Annotated in this window: 21 protein-coding genes; 15 read left to right on the top strand and 6 right to left on the bottom strand. The window is 71.1% G+C overall.

The features are described from left to right. Window positions 1-66: 66 nt before the first annotated feature. A complete protein-coding gene (locus tag IF02_RS0124310) occupies window positions 67-1,050 on the top strand; it encodes a TerC family protein (protein WP_030160314.1) in 984 nt (327 codons plus the stop codon). Window positions 1,051-1,079: 29 nt separating this feature from the next. Here IF02_RS0124310 and IF02_RS0124315 read toward each other — a convergent pair whose 3' ends face one another. From IF02_RS0124315 to IF02_RS0124325, 3 genes are all read right to left on the bottom strand, one after another. Continuing rightward, window positions 1,080-2,447: an MFS transporter gene (locus IF02_RS0124315; protein ID WP_420708201.1), complete on the bottom strand. Its 1,368-nt coding sequence runs from the start codon at window positions 2,445-2,447 to the stop codon at window positions 1,080-1,082. 123 nt (window positions 2,448-2,570) lie between these two features. After that, window positions 2,571-3,227, bottom strand: a complete 657-nt coding sequence (locus tag IF02_RS0124320) for an MBL fold metallo-hydrolase (RefSeq protein ID WP_030160318.1) — start codon at window positions 3,225-3,227, stop codon at window positions 2,571-2,573. A 9-nt stretch (window positions 3,228-3,236) separates the two neighbouring features. Further along, entirely contained in the window at window positions 3,237-3,956 is a 720-nt protein-coding gene (locus IF02_RS0124325; RefSeq protein WP_030160320.1) for a maleylpyruvate isomerase family mycothiol-dependent enzyme, read from the bottom strand. Between the two features lie 197 nt (window positions 3,957-4,153). Between IF02_RS0124325 and uvrA the strand changes: the two genes are divergently transcribed. Further along, entirely contained in the window at window positions 4,154-7,135 is a 2,982-nt protein-coding gene (gene uvrA / locus IF02_RS0124330) for an excinuclease ABC subunit UvrA (protein WP_030160322.1), read from the top strand. 154 nt (window positions 7,136-7,289) lie between these two features. Here the strand turns inward: uvrA and IF02_RS0124335 are convergent, their stop codons facing one another. Beyond that, a complete protein-coding gene (locus IF02_RS0124335; protein WP_030160324.1) occupies window positions 7,290-7,940 on the bottom strand; it encodes an NAD(P)-dependent oxidoreductase in 651 nt (216 codons plus the stop codon). Window positions 7,941-8,012: 72 nt separating this feature from the next. Here IF02_RS0124335 and IF02_RS0124340 point away from each other — a divergent pair, with 72 nt between their 5' ends. Continuing rightward, the gene (locus IF02_RS0124340) at window positions 8,013-8,618 is read left to right on the top strand and encodes a TetR/AcrR family transcriptional regulator (RefSeq protein ID WP_030160326.1); all 606 of its coding nucleotides are present in this window, start codon (window positions 8,013-8,015) and stop codon (window positions 8,616-8,618) included. Here IF02_RS0124340 and IF02_RS0124345 read toward each other — a convergent pair. Next, window positions 8,608-9,489 (bottom strand): carbohydrate kinase family protein, encoded by an 882-nt coding sequence (locus tag IF02_RS0124345; RefSeq protein ID WP_030160328.1) that lies wholly within the window; start codon window positions 9,487-9,489, stop codon window positions 8,608-8,610. The genes IF02_RS0124340 and IF02_RS0124345 overlap by 11 nt on opposite strands. 136 nt (window positions 9,490-9,625) lie before the next feature. On the opposite strand from IF02_RS0124345, the gene IF02_RS0124350 reads away from it, so the two are divergent. Next, complete coding sequence (locus IF02_RS0124350) at window positions 9,626-10,057, top strand: Rieske (2Fe-2S) protein (protein WP_030160330.1); 432 nt, start codon at window positions 9,626-9,628, stop codon at window positions 10,055-10,057. A gap of 42 nt (window positions 10,058-10,099) precedes the next feature. On the opposite strand, the gene IF02_RS0124355 is transcribed toward IF02_RS0124350, so the two are convergent. Beyond that, window positions 10,100-11,059, bottom strand: coding sequence for a hypothetical protein (locus IF02_RS0124355; RefSeq protein ID WP_051696503.1), 960 nt, complete (start codon window positions 11,057-11,059; stop codon window positions 10,100-10,102). A 291-nt stretch (window positions 11,060-11,350) separates the two neighbouring features. Between IF02_RS0124355 and IF02_RS0124360 the strand changes: the two genes are divergently transcribed. The 11 genes from IF02_RS0124360 to secG all read left to right on the top strand — a co-directional run bounded on the left by IF02_RS0124360 (window position 11,351) and on the right by secG (window position 24,974). After that, window positions 11,351-11,956 (top strand): papain-like cysteine protease family protein, encoded by a 606-nt coding sequence (locus tag IF02_RS0124360; protein ID WP_030160334.1) that lies wholly within the window; start codon window positions 11,351-11,353, stop codon window positions 11,954-11,956. 5 nt (window positions 11,957-11,961) lie between these two features. Continuing rightward, on the top strand, window positions 11,962-12,747 hold the full coding sequence (locus IF02_RS34500; protein ID WP_420708202.1) for a hypothetical protein: 786 nt from the start codon (window positions 11,962-11,964) through the stop codon (window positions 12,745-12,747). Window positions 12,748-12,939: 192 nt separating this feature from the next. Beyond that, window positions 12,940-15,021 (top strand): excinuclease ABC subunit UvrC, encoded by a 2,082-nt coding sequence (uvrC, locus tag IF02_RS0124370; RefSeq protein WP_030160338.1) that lies wholly within the window; start codon window positions 12,940-12,942, stop codon window positions 15,019-15,021. A 56-nt stretch (window positions 15,022-15,077) separates the two neighbouring features. Continuing rightward, window positions 15,078-16,025 carry an RNase adapter RapZ gene (rapZ, locus tag IF02_RS0124375; RefSeq protein WP_030160340.1) on the top strand — a complete coding sequence of 316 codons (948 nt, stop codon included), beginning with the start codon at window positions 15,078-15,080 and terminating at the stop codon, window positions 16,023-16,025. Continuing rightward, complete coding sequence (locus tag IF02_RS0124380) at window positions 16,022-17,092, top strand: gluconeogenesis factor YvcK family protein (RefSeq protein WP_030160341.1); 1,071 nt, start codon at window positions 16,022-16,024, stop codon at window positions 17,090-17,092. Before rapZ ends, IF02_RS0124380 begins: the two co-directional genes overlap by 4 nt. Next, window positions 17,083-18,072, top strand: a complete 990-nt coding sequence (whiA, locus tag IF02_RS0124385; protein WP_030160342.1) for a DNA-binding protein WhiA — start codon at window positions 17,083-17,085, stop codon at window positions 18,070-18,072. Before IF02_RS0124380 ends, whiA begins: the two co-directional genes overlap by 10 nt. A 196-nt stretch (window positions 18,073-18,268) precedes the next feature. Further along, window positions 18,269-21,223, top strand: a complete 2,955-nt coding sequence (locus IF02_RS0124390) for a M14 family metallopeptidase (protein ID WP_030160343.1) — start codon at window positions 18,269-18,271, stop codon at window positions 21,221-21,223. 231 nt (window positions 21,224-21,454) lie between these two features. Next, entirely contained in the window at window positions 21,455-22,462 is a 1,008-nt protein-coding gene (gene gap, locus IF02_RS0124395) for a type I glyceraldehyde-3-phosphate dehydrogenase (RefSeq protein ID WP_030160344.1), read from the top strand. Between the two features lie 144 nt (window positions 22,463-22,606). Continuing rightward, a complete protein-coding gene (locus tag IF02_RS0124400; protein ID WP_030160345.1) occupies window positions 22,607-23,818 on the top strand; it encodes a phosphoglycerate kinase in 1,212 nt (403 codons plus the stop codon). A 6-nt stretch (window positions 23,819-23,824) separates the two neighbouring features. After that, complete coding sequence (tpiA, locus tag IF02_RS0124405; RefSeq protein WP_030160347.1) at window positions 23,825-24,601, top strand: triose-phosphate isomerase; 777 nt, start codon at window positions 23,825-23,827, stop codon at window positions 24,599-24,601. 145 nt (window positions 24,602-24,746) lie between these two features. Then, complete coding sequence (gene secG, locus IF02_RS0124410) at window positions 24,747-24,974, top strand: preprotein translocase subunit SecG (protein WP_078622294.1); 228 nt, start codon at window positions 24,747-24,749, stop codon at window positions 24,972-24,974. Window positions 24,975-25,108: the final 134 nt, after the last annotated feature.

Below are 25,108 nucleotides of genomic sequence, written 5' to 3' on the forward strand. Positions count from 1 at the left end.
GAAGAGACCTCCGGCAGCGATGACGCTGACATGTGTGCTGAGCCATCTGCCGGAGGCGAATAAGCAGTGGATGTTTCGTGGACCCTCTGGGTGCTGACCATTCTCGGTCTGTGCATCCTGATCGGCGCCGATTTCTTCATCGGCCGTAAACCGCACGACGTATCGATCAAGGAAGCGGGCATCTGGACGGTCGTCTGGATCGTGCTCGCCGCGCTCTTCGGCCTCGGCCTGTGGTTCTTCGGCAACGGCCAGGCCTCGCAGGAGTTCTTCGCGGGCTTCATCACCGAGAAGTCCCTGAGCGTGGACAACCTCTTCGTCTTCGTCCTGATCATGGCGAAGTTCGCGGTGCCCTCCCACCTCCAGCAGCGCGTCCTGCTGGTCGGCGTGCTGATCGCCCTGGTGCTGCGCGCGATCTTCATCGCCGCCGGCGCGGCGATCATCGCCAGCTTCTCGTGGGTCTTCTACATCTTCGGCGCCTTCCTGATCTACACCGCCTGGAAGCTGATCCAGGAGGCGCGCAAGGACGAGGACGAGGAGGAGTTCGAGGAGAACCGCCTCCTCAAGTCCGTCGAGAAGAAGTTCGGCGTCGCCGACAAGTACCACGGCACCAAGCTGTTCATCGAGAACAACGGCAAGCGCGTCCTGACCCCGTTGATGGTCGTCATGCTCGCCATCGGCACCACCGACGTGCTGTTCGCCCTGGACTCGATCCCCGCGATCTTCGGCCTCACCCAGGACCCGTACATCGTGTTCACGGCCAACGCCTTCGCCCTCATGGGCCTGCGCCAGCTGTACTTCCTCATCGGCGGCCTGCTCAAGAAGCTGGTCCACCTCAGCTACGGCCTGTCGATCATCCTCGGCTTCATCGGCGTCAAGCTGGTGCTGCACGCCCTGCACGAGTCCGGGCTGGACGTCCCCGTCGTCTCGATCCCCGTCTCCCTGGGCGTCATCTGCGGTGTCCTCGTGATCACCACGATCACCAGCCTGATCGCCTCGAAGAAGCAGGCGGCCGCCGAGGCCGCCGCCCGCCCGGAGAGCATCGACGCGTAGGGACCAGCGTGACCGGCGGCCCCCGGGGGCTACGCGGGGGCGGCCGCTTCGGCCGCCCCCGTTCCCTTGTCCGCGCCCGCCCGCGCCCGTACGACCGCCGGGTTCGTCTCCGGCAGCAGCGCGAAGCAGACCAGGCTGAGCAGGGCGATCCCGCTCAGGTACACGGCCACGCCCCAGGGCGGACCGGAGCCGCCCGCCAGCGCCGTCGCCACGATCGGGGTCAGCGCCCCGCCCAGCACCCCGCCCAGGTTGTAGCCCACGGCCGCGCCCGTGCAGCGGATCCGCGGGGCGTACAGCTCCGGCACGTACGCGCCCACCACGGCGAACATCGTCACCATGCCCAGCAGCCCGCCGAGGCAGCCCAGCGTCATCAGCAGCGGGTCCGCCGTCCGCAGCAGCGCGACGAACGGGAACATCCACACCAGGCACATCGCGCTGCCGATCAGGCAGAGCGGACGCCGGCCGTACCGGTCGCCGAGCACCGCCACCAGCGGGGTCAGCAGGGCCTTCAGCGCGACGGCCGCCATGATGCAGGCCAGCATCACCGTGCGGTCGACCCTGAGGTGCTCGGTGGCGTACGCGAGGGACCAGGTGGTGACCGCGTAGAAGACCGCGTACCCGACGGACAGGGCCCCGCCGGTCAGCAGGACCAGCCGCCAGTGCCCGCGTACGACCTCGGACAGCGGGGCGTCGGAGCGCCGGCCGGTCTCCGCCAGGGCGCGGAACTGCGGGGTCTCCTCCACGGAGCGGCGCAGCCACAGCCCGGCGAGGGCCAGTACGCCCGCCGCCCAGAACGGCACGCGCCAGCCCCAGGACGTGAACTGCGCGTCGGTCAGCGTCGCGGACAGGGTGAGGATCATGCCGTTGGCCAGCAGGAAGCCCACCGGCGGGCCGACCTGCGGGAAGCTCGCCCACAGCCCGCGCCGCTGCTCGGGGGCGTGCTCGGCGGTCAGCAGGACCGCGCCGCCCCATTCGCCGCCGAGCCCGAGGCCCTGGAGGAAGCGCAGCACGAGCAGGAGCAGGGGCGCCGCCATGCCGATCGTCGCGTACGTGGGCACGCAGCCGACGGCGACCGTGGCGAGGCCGGTGAGGAGCAGGGAGCCCAGCAGGACCGGGCGCCGGCCGTACCGGTCGCCGATGTGGCCGAAGAGCACCGAGCCCAGGGGGCGGGCGAGGAAGCCGATGCCGAAGGTGCCGAAGGCGGCGAGGGTCCCGGCGAGCGGGGAGAAGGACGGGAAGAACAGCGGGCCGAGCACGAGGGCGGCGGCCGTGCCGTAGACGAAGAAGTCGTAGAACTCGATGGCGGTGCCGGCGAGCGAGGCCGTCGCCAGCCGCAGCATCGAGGGCGGGCGGTGGACCGCGCGGCGGGGGAGGGCGGGGGAGGGGTCTTGTTGCATGGTGCAGCAACTACCCCGCCCCACACCCCCAGGACGTGCGTTCGGTCATCTTCGACCGGAAGGAGTGCTTCCTGTCGCGGTGTTGACCGGGACCGCTCTGACCGGCGGCGGACCGTACGTCTGCTACCAGCCGCGCTCGCGCCATTCGGCCAGGTGCGGCCGCTCGGCGCCGAGCGTGGTGTCGTTGCCGTGTCCCGGGTAGACCCAGGTCTCGTCCGACAGCTGCTCGAAGAGCTTGTGCTGGACGTCGTCGATCAGCTGGACGAAGGCCTTCGGGTCGCCCCACGTGTTGCCGACGCCGCCGGGGAAGAGGCAGTCGCCGGTGAACACGTGCGCGTGCCCGTGCGGGTCGTCGTAGATCAGGGCGATCGAGCCGGGGGTGTGGCCGACCAGGTGGCGGGCGGTCAGCGTGACCCGACCGACCGTGACCGTGTCCCCGTCCGCCACCGGTACGTCGGTCGGCACCGGGATGCCCTCGGCGTCGTGGACGCCCGCGTACGTACGGGCGCCGGTCGCCTCGACGACCTCCGCGAGCGCGCCCCAGTGGTCGCCGTGCCGGTGGGTGGTGACGACGGAGGCGATGCCGTCGTCACCGATCAGGTTCAGCAGGGTCTCCGGCTCGGCGGCCGCGTCGATCAGCAGCTGCTCGTCGGTGGCCCGGCAGCGCAGCAGGTACGCGTTGTTGTTCATGGGGCCCACCGCGACCTTGGAAATCATCAGGTCCGGAAGTTCGTGCACGTCGGCCGGACCGCCGACCTTGACTGCTCCGCTGTACGTCATGTCCTGATCCTAGAGCGGGGGGAGGGCCGGGAGGGGGCCGCCGACGACAGTGAGGTGTGCGCCCCGGTCCCCGCGGCCGGCGAGCCAGCCGAGGAGCTCGGCTCCGGTGCCGAGCACGGTGACCGGGCCGCCCTCGGTGCCGCCGGTGTGCCAGGTGGAGTCGGCATGGGCGTGGGCGTCGCCGTCGCCGTCGCCTTCGAGCCGGAGCGTCACCGGGGGCACCTCCGGGCGTCCGGACCAGCGGTCGGCGAGGAAGGCGATCTCGCGGGCGGTGAACTCCTGCGGGAGGTCGGAGAGCTCGTAGCCGATGTTCAGGTCGACGTGGTGCAGCTCCACCTCGACGAGGCGGCGGAACGGCACGTTCGAAGCCAGGTCGGTGACCCCGTTGCGCAGCTCGACGGTGCGCGACCAGTCCTGGTCCCGCTCGGTCTGCGCCAGGAAGCCGGCGTGGGTCGCGCGCACGTCGGCGAGCTGGACCTCCAGCGGGCGCGGGGCGTCGCGCTCGATGTCGGAGTCGCGGGCCTCGGCGCTCTCGTACATCGGGCGGCCGGCGAAGACGTTGACGAGGGCGTCCGCGTTGCGCGCCAGGTGGGCCAGCACGTGGCCTCGGGTCCAGCCCGGCAGATGTGACTCTTCGGCCAGGGCCGCGTTGTCCAGTTTCGCGAGAGCGGTCAGCATTCGGTCCGTGGCTTCACGTACAGATTGCAGGTCGTGCACATGATCAGTCATGGATCCGAGCCTAGTGCCGCGGACCCCCGGCCACACGAACGGGTGAACCCGTCTGCCGAGTGCCGTAAATCGAATGCGCGTGCTATACGCTCGAAGTCCAAGCTCTTTTCCATCGCAGAGGCGCCCGCCCAGCCACCCGTACGCTGGACAGTCGGGGGCCCCGTGCCCCCGCTCTCTCAAGAAAGGTGCGGACCGGCGTGACCGACCGTCTCATCGTTCGTGGCGCTCGCGAGCACAACCTCAAGAACGTCTCGCTCGACCTGCCCCGCGACTCACTCATCGTCTTCACCGGACTCTCCGGTTCGGGCAAGTCCTCCCTGGCCTTCGACACGATCTTCGCCGAGGGTCAGCGCCGCTACGTCGAGTCGCTCTCGTCGTACGCCCGCCAGTTCCTGGGGCAGATGGACAAGCCCGACGTGGACTTCATCGAGGGGCTCTCGCCGGCCGTCTCGATCGACCAGAAGTCGACCTCGCGCAACCCGCGTTCGACGGTCGGCACCATCACCGAGGTCTACGACTACCTCCGCCTGCTCTTCGCGCGCATCGGCAAGCCCCACTGCCCCGAGTGCCGCCGCCCCATCTCTCGCCAGTCGCCGCAGGCGATCGTCGACAAGGTGCTCGCCCTCCCCGAGGGCAGCCGCTTCCAGGTGCTCTCGCCGCTGGTGCGCGAGCGCAAGGGCGAGTTCGTCGACCTCTTCTCCGACCTCCAGACCAAGGGCTACAGCCGGGCGCGGGTGGACGGGGAGACCATCCAGCTCTCCGAGCCGCCCACGCTGAAGAAGCAGGAGAAGCACACCATCGAGGTGGTCATCGACCGCCTCACCGTCAAGGAGAGCGCCAAGCGCCGGCTCACCGACTCCGTGGAGACCGCCCTCGGCCTCTCCGGCGGCATGGTGATCCTGGACTTCGTCGACCTCGCCGAGGACGACCCCGAGCGTGAGCGGATGTACTCCGAGCACCTCTACTGCCCGTACGACGACCTGTCCTTCGAGGAGCTGGAGCCGCGCTCCTTCTCCTTCAACTCTCCCTTCGGCGCCTGCCCCGAGTGCACCGGCATCGGTACGCGCATGGAGGTGGACCCCGAGCTGATCGTCCCCGACGAGGACAAGTCCCTCGACGAGGGCGCGGTCTCGCCGTGGTCCCTGGGCCACACCAAGGACTACTTCCAGCGGCTGATCGGCGCGCTCGCCGGGGAGCTGGGCTTCCGTACGGACATCCCGTGGGCCGGGCTGCCGCAGCGGGCGAAGAAGGCCCTGCTGTACGGGCACAAGACGCAGATCGAGGTCCGCTACCGCAACCGGTACGGGCGCGAGCGGGCGTACACGACGGCCTTCGAGGGCGCCGTGCCGTTCGTCAAGCGCCGGCACGCCGAGTCCGAGAGCGACGCCAGCCGCGAGCGCTTCGAGGGCTACATGCGCGAGGTGCCCTGTCCGACCTGTGAGGGCACGCGGCTCAAGCCGATCGTGCTCGCGGTGACGGTGATGGAGAAGTCCATCGCCGAGGTCGCCGCGATGTCGATCAGCGAGTGCGCGGACTTCCTGGGGCGGATGCGGCTCGACGCCCGCGACAAGAAGATCGCCGAGCGGGTCCTGAAGGAGGTCAACGAGCGGCTGCGCTTCCTCGTCGACGTCGGCCTGGACTACCTCTCGCTGAACCGCGCCGCCGGCACCCTGTCGGGCGGCGAGGCCCAGCGCATCCGGCTGGCCACGCAGATCGGCTCCGGTCTCGTGGGCGTGCTGTACGTACTGGACGAGCCCTCCATCGGCCTGCACCAGCGGGACAACCACCGGCTGATCGAGACGCTGGTGCGGCTGCGGGACATGGGCAACACGCTCATCGTCGTCGAGCACGACGAGGACACCATCAAGGTGGCCGACTGGGTCGTGGACATCGGCCCGGGCGCCGGTGAGCACGGCGGCAAGGTCGTGCACAGCGGCTCGCTGAAGGAGCTGCTGAAGAACCCCGAGTCGATGACGGGCCAGTACCTGTCCGGCAAGCGCTCGATCGCGATCCCGGACGTCCGCCGGCCCGTGAACGGGGACCGGAAGCTGACCGTCCACGGCGCCAAGGAGAACAACCTGCGGGACATCGACGTGTCCTTCCCGCTGGGCGTGCTCACGGCGGTCACGGGCGTGTCGGGATCGGGCAAGTCGACGCTGGTCAACGACATCCTGTACACGCACCTGGCGCGCGAGCTGAACGGCGCCCGGTCGGTGCCGGGACGGCACACGCGGGTGGACGGGGACGACCTCGTCGACAAGGTCGTGCATGTCGACCAGTCGCCGATCGGCCGGACCCCGCGGTCCAACCCGGCGACGTACACGGGCGTCTTCGACCACGTGCGCAAGCTCTTCGCGGAGACGATGGAGGCGAAGGTGCGCGGCTACCTGCCGGGCCGCTTCTCCTTCAACGTGAAGGGCGGCCGGTGCGAGAACTGCTCCGGCGACGGCACGATCAAGATCGAGATGAACTTCCTGCCGGACGTGTACGTCCCGTGCGAGGTCTGCCACGGCGACCGGTACAACCGGGAGACGCTGGAGGTCCACTACAAGGGCAAGTCGATCGCCGAAGTCCTGAACATGCCGATCGAGGAGGCGCTGGACTTCTTCGAGGCGGTGCCGACGATCGCGCGGCACCTGAAGACGCTCAACGAGGTGGGGCTGGGGTACGTCCGCCTCGGCCAGTCGGCGCCGACGCTCTCGGGTGGTGAGGCGCAGCGCGTGAAGCTGGCCTCGGAGCTGCAGAAGCGGTCGACGGGCCGGACGGTGTACGTGCTGGACGAGCCGACGACGGGTCTGCACTTCGAGGACATCTCGAAGCTGATCAAGGTGCTGTCGGGGCTGGTGGACAAGGGGAACTCGGTGATCGTCATCGAGCACAACCTGGACGTCGTCAAGACCGCGGACTGGGTCATCGACATGGGCCCGGAGGGCGGCTACGGGGGCGGCCTGGTGGTGGCCGAGGGCACGCCGGAGCAGATCGCCTCGGTGGGCGCGAGCCACACCGGCAAGTTCCTGCGGGACATCCTGGGGGCGGAGCGGGTCTCCGATGCGGCGTCGCTCGTGGCCCCGCCGAAGAAGGCCGCCGCGAAGCGGACCGCGGCCAAGAAGGCGGCGGCTCCGGCGAAGAAGGCCGCGGCCCCGGCCAAGAAGGCGACGACCCGGGCCCGCAAGGCCTGACCGCTGCGCGGTGCGTCGACGGAGGGGACCCGGCCGCCGGCCGGGTCCCCTCCGCGTTCCTGCGGGGCTCCTCCCCACCCGCCCTTCCGCCGATGCCCGGGCGGCTCCACCCCCGTGGGGGCCGCCCGGGCAAGGACTCGGCGGGGTGGGTCGGTCAGGCCGCCACGCCCACCGCGCGGCCCGCGGTCGACGGGTCCGTCAGCGACACCAGCAGGGCGTCCGCCACGTCCGCGCGGGAGATCGTGCGCGCGTCCGGGACGTTGGCGCCGATGACCCGGCGGTAGCTGCCGGTGTGCGGCTTGTTCAGGAGGCGGGGCGGGCGGATCACCGTCCACTCGGTGCCGCTCGCGCGGATCGTCGCCTCCATGACCGCCAGGTCCGCGTACAGATCGCGCAGGGCCCGGCGCAGCAGGGGAAGGAAGATCCTCCGGGCCACGAACCCGTCGGTGGCGACGTCCGGGCCGACCGGGGCCGCGCTCACCGCCGCCAGGCGGCTCACGCCCGCCCGGTCCATCGCCGAGACGATGGCCCGCAGCGCCGGCCCGGTGACCGGCGTGAGCCGGGCCTGCTTGTTGCTCGCCGCGCCCAGTGCGGAGATCACCGCCGACCGGCCCGTGAGGACCGGGACCAGGGCGTCCTCGTCCGTCAGATCGCGCACCACGGCCACCTCCAGGCGCTCGTGGGCCGGAACGTCCAGCCGGGCGGGGTCGCGGACCACCGCCGTGACCTCGTGGCCCGCGTCGAGGGCCTGCCGTACGACCTCGCGGCCGACGCCGCCCGTGGCTCCGAACACCGTCAGTTTCATCGCCGGCTCCCGTTCAGGGCGTCCAAGGGTGGGTGAGCATTTACTCACCCCTTCTTCCGCTAGGGTGAGTGAATGCTCACCCCGAAGTCAAGCCGGCCCACTCCCGAGCGGCTCCTCGACGCCGCCGAGAAGCTCATGCGCACGATCGGCCTCGCCAACACCACCACCAAGGCCATCGCCCGCGAGGCCGGCTGCTCCGAGGCGGCGCTCTACAAGCACTACGCGAACAAGGAAGAGCTCTTCGTGCGCGTCCTCATGGAGCGCACCCCCAACGCCGGGCCGCTCATGGCCGAGCTCGACCGCGACCACGCCGAGCGCTCCGTCGAGGAGGGGCTCGCCGCGATCGCCCGCCACGCCTCGCTCTTCTACGCCGACGCCATGCCCATGGCCGCCTCGCTCTTCGCCGAGCCCGCCCTGCTGACCCGGCACCGCGAGGGCGTCCAGGAGATCGGCACCGGCCCCCACGTCGTACGCGACGCCCTCGCCGGACGGCTGCGCCGCGAGCTGGAGCGGGGGCGGCTGCGCCCCGACGCCGATCCGGAGGCGGCCGCGGCGCTGCTGCTCGGGGCCTGCTTCCAGCGGGCGTTCTTCCTGCACTTCTCCGGCCCCGAAGTGGTGCGACCGGTCGAGGAGTTCGCCCCCGCCGTGGCCGGGACCCTGTGGGCCGCTATCCGCTGAGCTCCGCCGCGTACGGCGGCTCCGCGCCCGCCCGGGTGCAGGTCAGCGCCGCCGCGTGGGCCGCGTAGGACAGGACGCCCGGCCAGTCCACCGGGTCCCCGGCCGGGAGGGCCGCCAGGCGGTGCAGCAGGGCCGCGTTGACGGTGTCGCCCGCCCCGATCGTGTCCGCCACCGCGACCCGCCGGGCCGGTACCTCGTACTGCGCACCCTCCCGGGTCCGGACCGCAAGCCCCTGCGCACCCCGGGTGAGCACCACCGCCGAAGGACCGGCCGCCAGCCAGTCGCCGATCCGCCCGCCCAGCCACCGGGCGTCCTCCTCCGACAGCTTGAGGACCGAGACGTACGGCAGCCAGCCCAGGAACCGGGCCCGGTACGCCGCCGGATCCGCGATCAGCGCCGGGCGGATGTTGGGGTCCAGCAGGGTCAGCAGCCCGCGCCCGGACTCCCGGCGCAGCAGGGCCTCGTACGCGCTCGCGCCCGGCTCCAGCGCGAGGGAGCAGGTGCCGAGCGCCAGAGCCCGGGTGCCCGCGGGGAGGGCCCGGGGCAGGGTGAACAGCCGGTCGGCCGTGCCTTCCACGTAGAAGCCGTACGCCGCCGAGCCGTCCGGGGCGATCGAGGGCACGGCGAGGGTGGTGGGCTCCGGCCCGCGCTGCACCAGCGAGAGGTCCACCCCGGCCGCGCGCAGCCCGGCCAGCAGGCTCTCGCCGAAGCCGTCCGCCGAGACCCGGGAGCAGAAGGCGGCCTGCGCACCGAGCCGGCCCAGCGCCAGCGCGGTGTTGTACGGCCCCCCGCCCGGCCGCGGCACCAGCGCACCCGGCGGCTGCGCCACGGGCACGAGGTCGATCAGGGCTTCTCCACCGACGACGATCACGCGGGGGAAGGTATCCCATCGGGCGGCGGAACCGGGCGGCGGTATCGTCGGGGGGCCCAGCTGAACCAGCTGAACGAGCTGAAGCCATCAGCACCGCCAGAACCACCGGCATCACCCCCCAGGCCAGGAGAACCGCATGTCCGCGTCGCAGCCCGCCGCCCGCCGTACCGTCCTCAAGGGCGCCGCCGCGATCGTCGGGGCCGTCGGCGGCGGGGCGGCGCTCGCGGCCTGCTCCACCGAGGGCAACAGCGGCTCCGGCTCCCCGGCGGTCCCGGCCGCCCCGGTGGAACTCGGCGCCGCGTCCGAGGTCCCGGTCGGCGGGTCGAAGCTGTTCCGGGAGAAGAAGCTGGTCGTCAGCTGCCCGGCGGAGGGCCAGTACAAGGCGTTCAGCGCCCAGTGCACGCACGCGGGCTGCGTCCTGGACAAGATCGACGACGGCGAGGGCAACTGCCCCTGCCACGGCAGCCGCTTCGACGTGACGACCGGCAAGGTGCTGCGCGGCCCGGCCACCGACCCGCTGCCCGCCGTCCCGGTCAAGGCCGAGGGCGGCAAGCTCATCGCGGGCTGATCCGCCGGCTGATCCGCCGGCTTATCCGCCGGCCCCCCGGGCCTACGCCCAGTCCCAGGCGATGCCCAGCAGCCCGCGCCGCACCTCCGGCTCCACCAGGTGCACGGCACGGTGGCGCCCGCTCGGCGTCAGGTCCGCCAGTGCGCTGCGCGGCGCCCCCGGTCCGGAGCGGCTGAACCGCCGGCAGCGCACCGGCAGCGCCGCCTCGTCGAAGCGGACCTGGAGCACGTACTGCCCGCCGCTGTAGCTGAACCCGCGCACGTACTCGGTGCAGCGGCCGCCGGTCCCGTCCTCGAAGCCGTAGCCGAAGACGTACGTGTCCCCGGCGCGCAGCCGGGCGTCGAAGAGCAGCTCGGCGACCAGCACCTCGGCCTGCGGGTGCCAGCGGACGCGTCCGGTCCGGCAGTTCTCGTCCGCCCGTACGCGGACCCTGGCCGGATCGCAGCCGGGATCCCCGTGGTGGACGGCGAGGTACCGGTCGACCCCGTCGCGGTGGGCCCGTACGACGTGCTGCGACTCGCGGCCCAGCAGCTCGCCGCCCGCCCCGATCCGCACCCGCTCGTGGTGGCCGACCGTGTGCAGGCCGCCGTCGGCGGGCAGCTCCATACCGGCCAGCAGCCCCTCCACGGCCGCGCCGACGCTGACCAGGGCCCGGTACGAGCGGGCCGGCGGGCGGACCGCCTCGGGCCCGGCGCCCTCGGGGGCGGCCAGCAGCCGCAGCAACGTCCCCTCGGGCAGTTCCAGGATCTGCTCCAGGGCCCGTACGGCCTTCAGGGACTCGGGGCGCCGCGGCCGCCGGGCGCCCTGCTGCCAGTAGCTGAGGCTGGTCACGCCGAGCTTGATGCCGCGGGCCGCGAGCCGGTGCTGGACGCGGTGCAGGGGGAGGCCGCGGGCGCTGAGCGCGGCGCGCAGGGCGAGGTGGAAGGGGCCGGCCCGCAGCAGGTGCCCCAGCTCCTGCGCACTCGCCCCCGCGCTCGCCCCCGCGCTCGTTCCTGCGCTCACCCCCGCGCTCGTCCCAGCATTCTCCCCGGTCGACCGCATGACGGCTCCTCCTGTGAACATTCACGCGCGGTGGGGCGGGAGAGCTCGCCGGTGACACCCGGGGTCCAGGTGAAAGGACGGCAGTCGTTCACACTGCGGTCTCGCCGTTCACACTGCAATGTCACGGCGTATTGAAGCCTGTTGACCTGATCGCGACAACACCCTGATGCTCCTCGGAAGCGTCCGGACGCGCTCCTCCAACCCCCACCCTCCCCGGCCCCACCGGGGAGATCCCCACACGGGAGGAACGCGATGCGCAACCGAATCCGGCGGCGGCTTTCCCTGGCCGCCGTCCTCACCGCCGTGCTCTTCACCCTGCCCACCGCCGCCGCCGCCACCGCTGCCCCCACGAGCGATGCCGGCACCGAGTCCGCCCTCGCGTACAAGCGCCTGGACATCACGATGCAGGCCCAACAGAAGACCAACTGGTGCTGGGCCGCGAGCGGCAACACCATCGCGACCTGGTTCGGCCGGAACTACACGCAGAACCAGTTCTGCAACGCCGCCTTCAACCGCCAGCAGGGCTACGACTGCCCCAACAACCAGGCCACCCTCGGCAACGTCCAGACCGCCCTGAACTGGGCCGGCATCAACTCCGGCTCGTACGTGACCGGCTGGCTCCGCTACACCACCGTGCAGAGCGAGATCGACGCCAACCGGCCGGTCGAGACCCGGATCCAGTGGTCCAACGGCGGCGGCCACATGCACGTCATCTACGGCTACGACACCGCCAACAGCTGGGTCTACTGGGGCGATCCGTGGCCGTCCAGCGACCGCTACAACTGGGCCTCGCACGCCTGGTACGTGGACAACAGCACCTTCTCCTGGACCCACTCGCTCTACCGGATCGGGGCGTGAGCGCCATGTCCAAGCGTGTTTCCGCCGCGGTCCTCGCCGCGACCGCCGTCGTCCTCGTCGGCGTGGCGGCCCCACAGGCCGCGGCGGCGCCCGTGCCGCAGCCCCGGTCCGTCACCGCGGAGACGAAGGCCGCGGCGGCGCAGGCGGCCGCCGCCCCCGACACCCTGGCCACGCTGTCCCGCTTCTTCGCCCGGGAGGGCAAGGTCGCGCCGGACGCGGCCCGGCCGCGGATCGAGGGCGAGGCGATACCCGTCAGCCACCTGTCCCCGGACTTCGTCGCGGGCAAGGCCGGGGCGAGCGTGGCCCGGCTGGAGTTCCTCGCCAGCAGAGCGGTCTCCTCGGACGGGCAGCAGGCCACGCTGTGGACCGCACGGACCGAGGCGGGATGGCAGGTCGTGAACATCGCCACCGGCGACGACGAGTTCCGCTACGCGCAGCTCGGCGCCGCGAAACTGCCGGGCGGCACGGTGTTCCGGGAACCGCAGATCGACGCGTGGTACGTGGCCCAGGGGGGCAGGGTGCTGCCGCTGGACGAGGACGCCGAGCGCGCCGTCGGCGCGGGAGGCACCAGCCTCGCCGCGTACCGGTCGAGGGTGACGCGGGCGTACGGGGACAAACTGCCGGGGTCGGCGTACGCGAAGGGCGGCGAGGCCGGCGGGTACGCGGCGGGAGCCGCCGATGCCGATGCGGGTACGCCGGTGGCCGCCGGGGCCGCAGGAGCGCTCGCGCTGGGCGCGGCCGGATGCGTGGCCGTGCTGCGGCTGCGCCGGCGCACCGCCGCGCGGGCCTGACCCCTGGGACCCCCGCAGGGTCCGGCCGTCCCCCCGGACGCCGGGCCCTGCGGGCCGCGATGCCGATCCCCGCCCCTTCCGCCCTTCCCGCCTTCTCCGGGCGCCGCCCGGACCCCTGCCCCCGGGCGCCGGCGGGGCTGGGGCGGGCCCGGTGTACGGGGGTTGTCGGTGGGCGGAAGTAGGGTGGTTGGCATGGCCGACCCTTCCAGCTACCGTCCCGCGCCGGGGCAGATTCCCGACTCCCCGGGGGTCTACCGATTCCGCGACGAGCACCGCCGGGTGATCTACGTCGGGAAGGCCAAGAGCCTGCGCCAGCGGCTGGCCAGCTACTTCCAGGACCTCGCCGGACTGCATCCGCGTACCGCGACGATGGTGACCACCGCCGCCTCCGTCGAGTGGACCGTCGTCTCCACCGAGGTCGAGGCGCTCCAGCTCGAATACTCCTGGATCAAGGAGTACGACCCCCGGTTCAACGTCAAGTACCGGGACGACAAGAGCTATCCCTCCCTCGCGGTGACGATGAACGAGGATTATCCGCGGGTCCAGGTCATGCGGGGGCCCAAGAAGAAGGGCGTGCGGTACTTCGGGCCCTATGGGCACGCCTGGGCGATTCGCGAGACCGTCGACCTCATGCTGCGGGTGTTCCCCGTGCGGACCTGCTCCGCCGGGGTGTTCAAGCGGTCCGCGCAGATCGGGCGGCCCTGTCTGCTCGGCTACATCGGCAAGTGCTCCGCGCCCTGCGTCGGCCGGGTCACCCCCGAGGAGCACCGCGAACTCGCCGAGGACTTCTGCGATTTCATGGCCGGCCGGACCGGTACGTACCTGTCCCGGCTGGAGCGGCAGATGCACGAGGCCGCCGAGGAGATGGAGTACGAGAAGGCCGCCCGGCTGCGCGACGACATAGGAGCGCTGCGCCGGGCCATGGAGAAGAACGCCGTGGTCCTCGCCGATGCCACGGACGCCGACCTGATCGCCGTGGCCGAGGACGAGCTCGAAGCGGCCGTGCAGATCTTCCACGTACGCGGCGGGCGCGTGCGCGGGCAGCGCGGCTGGGTCACCGACAAGGTCGAGGCCGTGGACACCGCCGGACTCGTCGAGCACGCCCTCCAGCAGCTCTACGGGGAGGAGAGCGGCGAGGCCGTCCCCAAGGAGGTACTGGTTCCGGCCCTGCCCGAGGACGCCCCCGCCCTCGCCGAGTGGCTCGCCGGGCGGCGCGGCTCCCTGGTCAGCCTGCGCATCCCGCAGCGCGGGGACAAGAAGGCCCTGATGGAGACCGTCCACCGCAACGCGCAGCAGTCCCTGGCCCTGCACAAGACCAAGCGTGCCAGCGACCTCACCACCCGATCCCGGGCCCTGGAGGAGATCGCCGAGGCCCTTGAGCTGGACAGTGCGCCGCTGCGCATCGAGTGCTTCGACATCTCGCACCTCCAGGGCGACGACGTGGTGGCCTCGATGGTCGTCTTCGAGGACGGGCTGGCGCGCAAGAGCGAGTACCGGCGCTTCCAGATCAAGTCGTTCGAGGGCCAGGACGACGTCCGGTCCATGCACGAGGTGGTCTCGCGGCGCTTCCGCCGCTACCTCCAGGAGAAGCTGAAGACCGGCGAGTGGTCCCCGGAGGACGGGGAGGAGGGGGAGAACCCCCTGGAGAGCCCCCCGGAGAGCCCCCTGGAGAACTCCCTCGCCGAGGACGACGGGCGCCCGAAGCGCTTCGCGTACCCGCCGCAGCTCGTCGTGGTAGACGGCGGGCAGCCGCAGGTGGCCGCCGCCAAGCGGGCCCTGGACGAGCTCGGCATCGACGACGTGGCCGTCTGCGGGCTGGCGAAGCGGCTGGAGGAGGTCTGGCTGCCCGGCGAGGACGACCCGGTCGTGCTGCCCCGCACCAGCGAGGGGCTCTACCTGCTCCAGCGCGTGCGTGACGAAGCCCACCGGTTCGCGATCCAGTACCAGCGGAACAAGCGCGGGAAACGGCTCAAGGCGGGCCCGCTCGACGAGGTGCCCGGTCTCGGCGAAAGCCGCAGGCAGGCCCTGGTCAAGCACTTCGGTTCGGTGAAAAAGCTGAGACAGGCGACAATCGACCAGATCTGCGAGGTCCCGGGCATAGGACGCAAGACGGCCGAGACCGTGGCCGCGGCGCTCGCGCGGTCGGTTCCCGCCGGTCCTGCCGTCAACACGGCGACAGGAGAGATCATTGAGGATGAGACCCCGCCCCCGCGGGTGGGGGCACCTCCCAGCGGCAGCTGGGGGACATCGTCCGAACGGGGGACCGAGCAATGACCGAGCGCGAGACCGACCAGACGAACGGCCGGACGGCCGACCAGACGACCGACGACATGACCGATGACACGACCGAGCACGACCGAGACGGAGCACAGGTGAGTACGGGCACGACAGTGGAGCCCGGAGATACCGCCGAGGCGGCCATCCCCGAGCTGGTGATCATCTCCGGCATGTCCGGGGCCGGCCGCAGTACGGCGGCCAAGTGTCTGGAGGACCTCGGCTGGTTCGTCGTCGACAACCTCCCGCCCGCACTGATCCCCACCATGGTGGAGCTCGGCGCCCGCTCGCAGGGCAACGTGGCGCGCATCGCCGTCGTCGTCGACGTCCGCGGCCGCCAGTTCTTCGACGCCCTGCGCGAGTCGCTCTCCGACCTCGACAGCAAGGGCGTCACCCGGCGCATCGTCTTCCTGGAGTCCTCCGACGACGCGCTGGTCCGCCGCTTCGAGTCGGTCCGCCGCCCGCACCCCCTCCAGGGCGACGGCCGCATCACCGACGGCATCGCCGCCGAGCGCGACCTGCTGCGCGAGCTGCGCGGCGACGCCGACCTGGTCATCGACACCTCCAGCCTGAACGTGCACGAGCTGCGCGCGAAGATGGACGCCCAGTTCGCGGGCGACGAGGAGCCCGAGCTGCGGGCGACCGTCATGTCCTTCGGCTACAAGTACGGCCTCCCCGTCGACGCCGACCTCGTCGTCGACTGCCGCTTCATCCCGAACCCGCACTGGGTGCCCGAGCTGCGGCCCTTCACCGGCCTCAACCCGGAGGTGTCGGGCTACGTGTTCAGCCAGCCCGGCGCCAAGGAGTTCCTCGACCGCTACACCGAGCTGCTCCAGCTCATCGCCACCGGCTACCGCCGGGAGGGCAAGCGGTACGTGACCATCGCGGTCGGCTGCACCGGCGGCAAGCACCGCAGCGTGGCCATGTCCGAGAAGCTCGCTGCCCGCCTCGCCTCCGAGGGAGTCGAGACCGTCGTAGTCCACCGGGACATGGGGCGCGAGTGACCGGACGTACGCTGCGGCTGCGCCGCCTGCGCCGCCTCACCTCGGGGCGGGGCGAGGACGGCGCGGACCGCACCGGGCTGCGCCGCGGCGCAGCCCCCAAGGTGGTCGCGCCCAAGGTCGTCGCCCTCGGCGGCGGCATGGGCCTGTCGGCCTCCCTGGCAGCGCTGCGCCGGATCACCGGTGAACTCACCGCCGTCGTCACCGTCGCCGACGACGGCGGTTCCAGCGGCCGGCTCCGGGAGGAGCTCGGCGTGCTGCCGCCCGGGGACCTGCGCAAGGCGCTGGCCGCGCTGTGCGGCGACGACGACTGGGGCCAGACCTGGGCCCGCGTCATCCAGCACCGCTTCCAGTCGGCCGGCGCCCTGCACGAGCACGCGGTCGGCAACCTGCTGATCGTCGCCCTGTGGGAACAGCTCGGCGACCCCGTCCAGGCCCTCGACCTGGTCGGGAAGCTGCTGGGGGCACAGGGCCGGGTGCTGCCGATGTCGGCGGTGCCGCTGGAGCTGCAGGCGCTGGTCCGCGGCCACGATCCGGCCCGCCCGGGCGAGGTCGACACCGTCCGGGGGCAGGCCACGGTGGCCACGACCCCCGGTGAGGTGCTCTCCGTACAGGTCGTGCCCGGGGATCCGCCGGCCGTGCCGGAGGCGGTCGCGGCGGTCCTGGACGCGGACTGGGTGGTGCTCGGTCCGGGGTCCTGGTTCTCGTCCGTGATCCCGCACCTGCTGGTGCCGGAACTGCTCGACGCGCTGATCGAGACCAAGGCCCGCAGGGTCCTCTCGCTGAACCTCGCGCCGCAGCCCGGTGAAACAGAGGGCTTCTCTCCGCAGCGTCATTTGGAGGTTTTGGCCCGACACGCCCCTAAACTCGCCCTGGACGTGGTGCTGGCCGACGAGGCCGCCGTGCCCGACCGCGAGTCCCTCGCCGATGCCGCAAAACGGTTCGGTGCCGCGGTCGAGCTGGCGCCGGTGGCCAGGGAAGACGGCTCTCCGAAGCACGACCCGGAGCTGCTCGCCGCCGCGTACGACCGTATTTTTCGGATGCATGGAAGGATCGGCCCATGGCGATGACGCCAGCGGTGAAGGATGAGATCTCCCGGCTCCCCGTCACCCGGACCTGCTGCAGGAAGGCGGAGGTCTCGGCGATTCTTCGGTTCGCGGGCGGGCTGCACCTGGTGAGCGGGCGGATCGTCATCGAGGCGGAGCTGGACACCGGGATCGCTGCCCGGCGCCTGCGCAAGGACATCCTGGAGATCTTCGGCCATTCCTCGGACCTGGTCGTGATGGCCCCCGGCGGACTGCGCCGCGGCAGCCGGTACGTCGTCCGGGTCGTGGCCGGCGGTGACCAGCTGGCGCGCCAGACGGGTCTCGTGGACGGCCGCGGCCGCCCCATCCGGGGCCTTCCGCCGCAGGTGGTCTCCGGGGCCACCTGTGACGCGGAGGCGGCCTGGCGCGGTGCCTTCCTGGCCCACGGCTCCCTCACCGAGCCGGGCCGGTCCTCCTCCCTGGAGGTGACCTGCCCCGGTCCGGAGGCGGCCCTGGCCCTGGTGGGCGCCGCCCGCCGGCTCTCCATCGCCGCCAAGGCGCGCGAGGTGCGCGGGGTCGACCGGGTCGTCGTCCGCGACGGCGACGCGATCGGCGCCCTGCTGACCCGGCTCGGCGCGCACGAGTCGGTGCTGGCCTGGGAGGAGCGGCGGATGCGGCGCGAGGTGCGCGCCACCGCCAACCGCCTCGCCAACTTCGACGACGCCAACCTGCGCCGCTCGGCGCGGGCCGCGGTGGCCGCCGGGGCCCGGGTCCAGCGTGCGCTGGAGATCCTCGGCGAGGAGGTCCCCGAGCACCTCGCGGCGGCCGGCCGGCTGCGCATGGAGCACAAGCAGGCCTCCCTGGAGGAACTGGGCGCGCTCGCCGACCCGCCGCTGACGAAGGACGCGGTCGCGGGCCGGATCCGCCGCCTGCTGGCGATGGCCGACAAGCGGGCGCAGGACCTGGGCATCCCGGGCACCGAGTCGAACCTGAGCGAGGACCTGGCCGACAACATGGCGGGCTAGCCGCGCCGCGCCGAGACGCCTGCCGGTACGCCCGGCCGTCGCCTCGTACTCCGTACGCCTCGCGCCGTACGTCTCAAAGGGGCCCGCACGTCACACGTGCGGGCCCCTTTGAGACACGCCCCATTGACATGGGCATCGCTTGATCGTGAGCCTGTCGTCCGAACGCTTTCGTGGCAGACGACGCCCAGGGGGGCACATGAGGCACCGCGCGAGATCGATCCTCGCCGCAAGCGCACTCGTCTTGGGAACCACACTGGCCGCCCTTCCGGCGGCCCACGCCCGGCCCGCGGCAGACGCCTCACCCGGCGCCGACGAGGTCCGGGTCTACGACGCGGACGTCACCAAGGAGCAGGTGCCGCTGCTCCTCGCCGCGGGCCAGGACGCCCACGAGCTCACCGAACGCGCCCCGGAGAGCGGGACCGCCAGGGTCGAGCTGTTCCTCACCGGCGGCCAGGCCAAGGAGCTCGCCGGCCTCGGCATCAAGCTCGCCGAGCACCAGGTCCCGGCGAACGCGGCCCGTTCCGAGGCCGTCGGCGACGGGGTCTTCCGCCCGTACGGCGGCAAGGGCGGGCTCCAGGAGGAGATCCTCAAGACGGCCCAGGCCAACCCCGGCCTCGCCAAGGTGGTCTCCATCGGAAAGACCGTCCAGGGCAAGGACATCCTGGCCCTGAAGGTCACCAAGAACGCCCGCACCACCAAGGACGGCGGCAAGCCGTCCGTGCTCTACATGTCCAACCAGCACGCCCGTGAGTGGATCACCCCCGAGATGACCCGGCGGCTGATGCACCACACCCTCGACAACTACGGCAAGGACCAGCGGATCACCAGGCTGGTGGACTCCACCGAGCTGTGGTTCCTGCTGTCCGCCAACCCGGACGGGTACGACTACACGCACTCCCCGGACGGCGACCGGCTGTGGCGCAAGAACCTGCGCGACAACAACGGCGACGGCAAGATCACCACCGGCGACGGCGTCGACCTCAACCGGAACTTCGCCTACAAGTGGGGCTACGACAACGAGGGTTCCTCGCCGAACCAGTCGAGCGAGACCTACCGCGGCACCAAGCCCTCCTCCGAGCCGGAGACCGTCGCCCTCGACAAGTTCGAGAAGCGCATCGGCTTCAAGTACGCCATCAACTACCACTCCGCCGCCGAGCTGCTGCTCTACGGCGTGGGCTGGCAGGTGGCCACCCCGACCCCGGACGACGTCGCCTACAAGGCGCTCGCCGGCACTCCGGAGAACTCCGCGATCCCGGGCTACTACCCGCAGGTCTCCTCCGAGCTCTACACCACCAACGGCGAGGCCGACGGCCACGCCGCCAACGTCAACGGCGTCATGATGTTCACGCCGGAGATGACCACCTGCCAGACGGCCTCCGCGAGCGACCCGAACGACCGGTGGAAGCCCGAGGACTGCCGGTCCGGCTTCAACTTCCCGGACGACGAGAAGCTCATCCAGGCGGAGTTCGCGAAGAACGTCCCCTTCGCCCTCGCCGTCGGCGAGAGCGCCGCCCACCCGGACCAGCCGAAGTCCTCCGTCGGCCTGAGCGCCGCGGACTTCACCCTCGACCCCTTCACCACCTCCTACGTGGCCAAGGGCGAGGACCAGACGGTCGCCGTCACCGCCCGCAAGGCGCTGAAGGACAAGCAGCTCAAGTTCCGCATCAACGGCGGCCGTACGCACGACGACGGACTGCGGGCCTGGAAGGGCGGCGACGTCTACGGCGGCGACGACAACAACTGGTTCGACGAGTACCGGGCCAAGGTCGACGGCGCCAAGCCGGGTGACAAGGTCGAGGTCTGGTTCACCGGCCGCGACGGCTCCGGCCGGCAGGTCTCCAGCGAGCACTTCACGTACACGGTGGCCGAGCGGCCGCGCGCCGACGTGCTGGTGATCGCCGAGGAGGGGGCCAAGGCCCAGCACGCGCAGGAGTACGTCGACGCCCTGCGCGCCAACGGGAAGTCCGCCGCGGTCTGGGACGTGGCCGCGCAGGGCGCCCCGCACCACCTCGGCGTGCTCTCCCACTTCCGTACGGCCGTCCACTACACCGGCGCCAAGACCCCCGGCGGCGACACCCAGCTCGCCGTGCGGGACTTCCTCAACGAGGGCGGCAAGCTGATCGAGGCCGGCGAGCTCGCGGGCGGCAACGCCCAGGTCGGCCGCGCCGTGACGGACGACTTCAGCCAGTACTACCTCGGCGCCTACAGCCGTACGAGTGCCGGCGGCGCGAAGGGCTTCACCGGTACGGGTGCCCTCTCCGGCGCCAAGGGCGGCCTGGGCGACGCGGCGGGCAACCCGTTCAACGCCCCCGGCTCCTACGCGGTCACCTCCGACTCCCTGCCCGCGGCGCAGTTCCCGCAGTTCAAGAGCGCGCAGGCGGGCCAGTACGCCGGGGTCGTGAACCCGTACGCCCCCTACTCCGGGGCGGGGATGGCCGCGGCCACCCACGAGGACGACGAGTGGAAGCGGCTGACCCGCACGGTCGACCTGACCAAGGTCACCGCCGCCGACAAGCCGCAGCTCAAGATGGCGCTCAACTGGAACACCGAGAAGGGCTACGACCACGCGATCCTGGAGGCCCACACCACCGGCGCCGAGGACTGGACCACGCTGCCCGAGGCGGGCGGCCTGACCGGCACGGCCGTCCCGGCGGAGTGCGAGGCCGGGTTCTACGTCAACGGCCACCCGTTCCTGAAGCACTACCTCACCCTGGACAGCGCCGGCTGCACCGCCGCCGGCACCAGCGGCTCGTGGAACAGCTTCACCGGATCCTCCGACGGGTGGAAGCAAGTCGCCTTCGACCTGAGCGCGTACGCGGGCAAGACCGTCGAGGTCTCCCTCTCGTACGTCTCGGACGGCGGCGCCGGCGGCCGCGGCCTCTTCGCGGACGACGCGCGCGTCTCCGTCGGCGGAGCCGACCAGGCCGTGGAGGGGTTCGAGACCTCTCTGGGTGCCTGGACCGCCCAGGGCGCACCTGCCGGAAGTCCCGTCGTCGCGGGCGATTGGGCCCGGTCCGGCGAGCTGTTCAAGTCGTACGCCTCGGTCACTACGCGTAACACGGTGCTCCTCGGCTTCGGTCTCGAACACCTGCCGGCGGCGGCGGACCGAGCCGTACTCGTCGGTAAGGCGCTCAGGTCGCTGCACCGCTGATCATTCGAGCCCCCGTCGCTCACCCTGAGTGACGGGGGCCAAGGTCCCCGGGGTCCCGTGCCGAGCGCACGGTACGGGCCCCGGCGGCTCTCTCCCATGTGGCATGGGGAGTGTCAGGTCCCGGCCGATGTCACTCAAAAGCTCACGGAGAGGTAGGGTCGTAAGCGGTCGGGGACATCCCATACAGCTCGCCGGCGGGACAGGCCGGCGCACCAACGAGGAGATCGGTTCGTGACGATCCGCGTAGGCATCAACGGTTTTGGCCGCATTGGCCGCAACTACTTCCGGGCGCTCCTTGAGCAGGGAGCGGACATCGAGATCGTCGGTGTCAACGACCTGACTGACAACGCGACCCTGGTGCACCTTCTCAAGTACGACACCATTCTGGGCCGCCTCAAGGCCGAGGTCTCCCACACCGACGACACCATCACCGTCGGCGGCAACACCTTCAAGACGTTTGCCGAGCGCGACCCCGCGAACCTGCCCTGGGGCGAGCTCGGTGCCGACATCGTCATCGAGTCGACCGGCATCTTCACGAAGAAGGCCGATGCCGCCAAGCACATCGCCGCGGGCGCGAAGAAGGTCCTCATCTCGGCTCCGGCCAAGGACGAGGACATCACCATCGTGATGGGCGTCAACCAGGACAAGTACGACGCGGCCAACCACCACGTCATCTCCAACGCCTCCTGCACCACCAACTGCGTGGCGCCGATGGCCAAGGTTCTCGACGAGAACTTCGGCATCGTCAAGGGCATGATGACCACGGTCCACGCGTACACGAACGACCAGCGCATCCTGGACTTCCCGCACTCGGACCTGCGCCGCGCCCGCGCCGCCGCCGAGAACATCATCCCGACCTCGACGGGTGCCGCCAAGGCCACCGCTCTGGTCCTCCCGCAGCTCAAGGGCAAGCTGGACGGCATCGCCATGCGCGTCCCGGTCCCGACCGGCTCGGTCACCGACCTCGTCCTGGAGCTCTCCCGCGAGACCACCAAGGAAGAGATCAACGCCGCCTTCCAGAAGGCCGCCGAGGGCCAGCTCAAGGGCATCCTCGACTACACCGAGGACGCGATCGTCTCCTCCGACATCGTGAACTGGCCGGCTTCCTGCACCTTCGACTCCTCCCTGACCATGGTTCAGGACGGTACGCAGGTCAAGGTCGTCGGCTGGTACGACAACGAGTGGGGCTACTCCAACCGCCTCGTCGACCTGACCGTCTTCGTCGGCGGTCAGCTCTAAGTCTCAGGTAGCAGGGCCAGGGAACAAGATGTGAGGACAGGGTCCGGTCAGCGCGATGGAGCGCTGCACGGGCCCTGTCGTCTGCCTCCACCGATCGGCCCCGCACCGGCAGAACCCGTGTATGGGGATAAGGAGTAGAAACACATGAAGACGATCGACGAACTGCTCGCCGACGGCGTGTCCGGCAAGCGGGTCTTCGTCCGCGCCGACCTCAACGTGCCGCTCGAGGGCGACAAGATCACCGACGACGGCCGCATCCGCGCCGTGCAGCCGACCATCGCGAAGCTCGCCGAAGCCGGCGCCCGCGTGATCGTCGCCTCGCACCTGGGCCGCCCCAAGGGCGCCCCGGAGCCGGCCTTCTCGCTCGCTCCGGCCGCCAAGCGACTCGGTGAACTGCTCGGTGCGGACGTCGCGTTCGCCACCGACACCGTCGGTGATTCCGCCAAGGAGACCGTCGCGGCCCTCGCCGACGGCCAGGTCGCGGTCATCGAGAACCTGCGCTTCAACGCCGGTGAGACCTCGAAGGACGACGCCGAGCGCGGCGCCTTCGCGGACCAGCTCGCCGAGCTCGCCGACGTCTACGTCGGCGACGGCTTCGGCGCCGTCCACCGCAAGCACGCCTCGGTCTTCGACCTGCCGGCGCGCCTCCCGCACGCGGCCGGCTACCTGATCGCCACCGAGGTCGGCGTCCTGAAGAAGCTGACCGCCGAGGTCAAGCGCCCGTACGTGGTCGTCCTCGGCGGCGCCAAGGTCTCCGACAAGCTGGTCGTCATCGACCAGCTGCTCGGCAAGGCCGACCGCATCCTCATCGGCGGCGGCATGGCGTACACCTTCCTCTACGCCAAGGGCCACGAGGTCGGCATCTCCCTGCTCCAGAAGGACCAGGTGGACGTCGTCAAGGAGTACATGGCACGCGCCGAGAAGCTGGGCGTCGAGCTGGTCCTCCCCGTCGACATCCTGGCCTCGGCGGACTTCCCCGACCTCAAGGGCAAGACCCCGGCCGACTTCATCACCGTCGACGCGGACAAGATCCCCGCCGACAAGGAGGGTCTGGACATCGGTCCCAAGACCCGTGAGCTGTACGCGTCGAAGATCGCCGACGCGGAGACCGTCTTCTGGAACGGTCCCGTGGGCGTCTTCGAGCACCCCGACTACGCCGGAGGCACCCGCGCCATCGCGCAGGCCCTCGTCGACAGCAGCGCGTTCACCGTGGTCGGCGGTGGCGACTCCGCCGCGGCCGTGCGCACGCTCGGCTTCGACGAGAACGCTTTCGGTCACATCTCGACCGGTGGCGGCGCCTCCCTCGAATACCTCGAGGGCAAGACGCTCCCCGGCCTCGCCGCACTGGAGGTCTGAACCCGTATGACCACGCGTACCCCGCTGATGGCGGGCAACTGGAAGATGAACCTCAACCACCTCGAGGCCATCGCCCACGTCCAGAAGCTCGCCTTCGCGCTCGCCGACAAGGACTACGACGCCGTCGAGGTCGCGGTCCTGCCGCCCTTCGTCGACCTGCGCTCGGTCCAGACCCTGGTCGACGGCGACAAGCTGAAGATCAAGTACGGCGCCCAGGACATCTCGGCGCACGACTCCGGTGCCTACACCGGCGAGATCTCCGGCTCGATGCTCGCGAAGCTGAAGTGCACGTACGTGGCCGTCGGCCACAGCGAGCGCCGCCAGTACCACGGCGAGGGCGACGAGCTCTGCAACGCCAAGGTCAAGGCCGCCTACCAGCACGGGATCACCCCGATCCTGTGCGTCGGCGAGGGCCTGGACGTCCGCAAGGCGGGCCAGCAGGTCCCGTACACGCTGGCGCAGGTCGACGGCGGCCTCAAGGACATCCCGGCCGAGCAGGTCGAGTCCATCGTGATCGCGTACGAGCCCGTCTGGGCGATCGGGACCGGCGAGGTCGCCACCCCCGAGGACGCGCAGGAGGTCTGCGGGGCGATCCGCACCCGCCTCGCCGAGCTGTACTCCCAGGAGCTGGCCGACAAGGTCCGCATCCAGTACGGCGGCTCCGTGAAGTCCGGCAACATCGCGGCGATCATGGCCCAGCCCGACGTCGACGGCGCCCTGATCGGCGGCGCGGCGCTGGACGCGGAGGAATTCGTGAAGATCGTCCGCTTCCGCGACCAGTGACCTGCGTGATCGTCGCAGTGAGTATGCGGTAGGACGGATCCGTCGTACCCTTGCGGGGGCCAGGAGGCTGAACCACCAGCCACTGGCCCCCGCGCACGTCAAAGCAGAGCCGGAAAGCCAGAAAGCCAGAAAGTAGGAATCAGCCGTGATTATGGGGTTCTCGATCGCCCTGATCGTCTTCAGCGCCCTGCTGATGCTGCTCGTGCTGATGCACAAGGGCAAGGGCGGCGGCCTTTCCGACATGTTCGGCGGCGGCATGCAGTCGTCCGTCGGCGGCTCCTCGGTCGCGGAGCGCAACCTGGACCGCATCACCGTCGTGGTGGGTCTGCTCTGGTTCGCCTGCATCATGGCGCTCGGGATTCTGCTGAAGTAGCGAAGCCGACGGTTCTGGCCATTCCACCGGACCGGTCGGCTCCACCCCGCCTATCATGAGGACGGCGTCCACGGCCTGGAGTGAGTAACTCCATGTGATGGACGTGCGTTGGGCCTTACGTAGACTGGGGCGCC

This window comes from Streptomyces sp. NRRL S-244 (assembly GCF_000717915.1).
Lineage (GTDB): Bacteria > Actinomycetota > Actinomycetes > Streptomycetales > Streptomycetaceae > Streptomyces.

Excerpts from the sequence above, each read along its gene's own strand:
- IF02_RS0124315 (WP_420708201.1), bottom strand. The coding sequence starts at position 2,447 with ATGCAACAAGACCCCTCCCCCGCCCTCCCCCGCCGCGCGGTCCACCGC.
- IF02_RS0124320 (WP_030160318.1), bottom strand. The coding sequence starts at position 3,227 with ATGACGTACAGCGGAGCAGTCAAGGTCGGCGGTCCGGCCGACGTGCAC.
- IF02_RS0124325 (WP_030160320.1), bottom strand. The coding sequence starts at position 3,956 with ATGACTGATCATGTGCACGACCTGCAATCTGTACGTGAAGCCACGGAC.
- IF02_RS0124335 (WP_030160324.1), bottom strand. The coding sequence starts at position 7,940 with ATGAAACTGACGGTGTTCGGAGCCACGGGCGGCGTCGGCCGCGAGGTC.
- IF02_RS0124340 (WP_030160326.1), top strand. The coding sequence starts at position 8,013 with ATGCTCACCCCGAAGTCAAGCCGGCCCACTCCCGAGCGGCTCCTCGAC.
- IF02_RS0124350 (WP_030160330.1), top strand. The coding sequence starts at position 9,626 with ATGTCCGCGTCGCAGCCCGCCGCCCGCCGTACCGTCCTCAAGGGCGCC.
- IF02_RS0124360 (WP_030160334.1), top strand. The coding sequence starts at position 11,351 with ATGCGCAACCGAATCCGGCGGCGGCTTTCCCTGGCCGCCGTCCTCACC.
- IF02_RS34500 (WP_420708202.1), top strand. The coding sequence starts at position 11,962 with ATGTCCAAGCGTGTTTCCGCCGCGGTCCTCGCCGCGACCGCCGTCGTC.
- uvrC (WP_030160338.1), top strand. The coding sequence starts at position 12,940 with ATGGCCGACCCTTCCAGCTACCGTCCCGCGCCGGGGCAGATTCCCGAC.
- rapZ (WP_030160340.1), top strand. The coding sequence starts at position 15,078 with ATGACCGATGACACGACCGAGCACGACCGAGACGGAGCACAGGTGAGT.
- whiA (WP_030160342.1), top strand. The coding sequence starts at position 17,083 with ATGGCGATGACGCCAGCGGTGAAGGATGAGATCTCCCGGCTCCCCGTC.
- IF02_RS0124390 (WP_030160343.1), top strand. The coding sequence starts at position 18,269 with ATGAGGCACCGCGCGAGATCGATCCTCGCCGCAAGCGCACTCGTCTTG.
- IF02_RS0124400 (WP_030160345.1), top strand. The coding sequence starts at position 22,607 with ATGAAGACGATCGACGAACTGCTCGCCGACGGCGTGTCCGGCAAGCGG.
- tpiA (WP_030160347.1), top strand. The coding sequence starts at position 23,825 with ATGACCACGCGTACCCCGCTGATGGCGGGCAACTGGAAGATGAACCTC.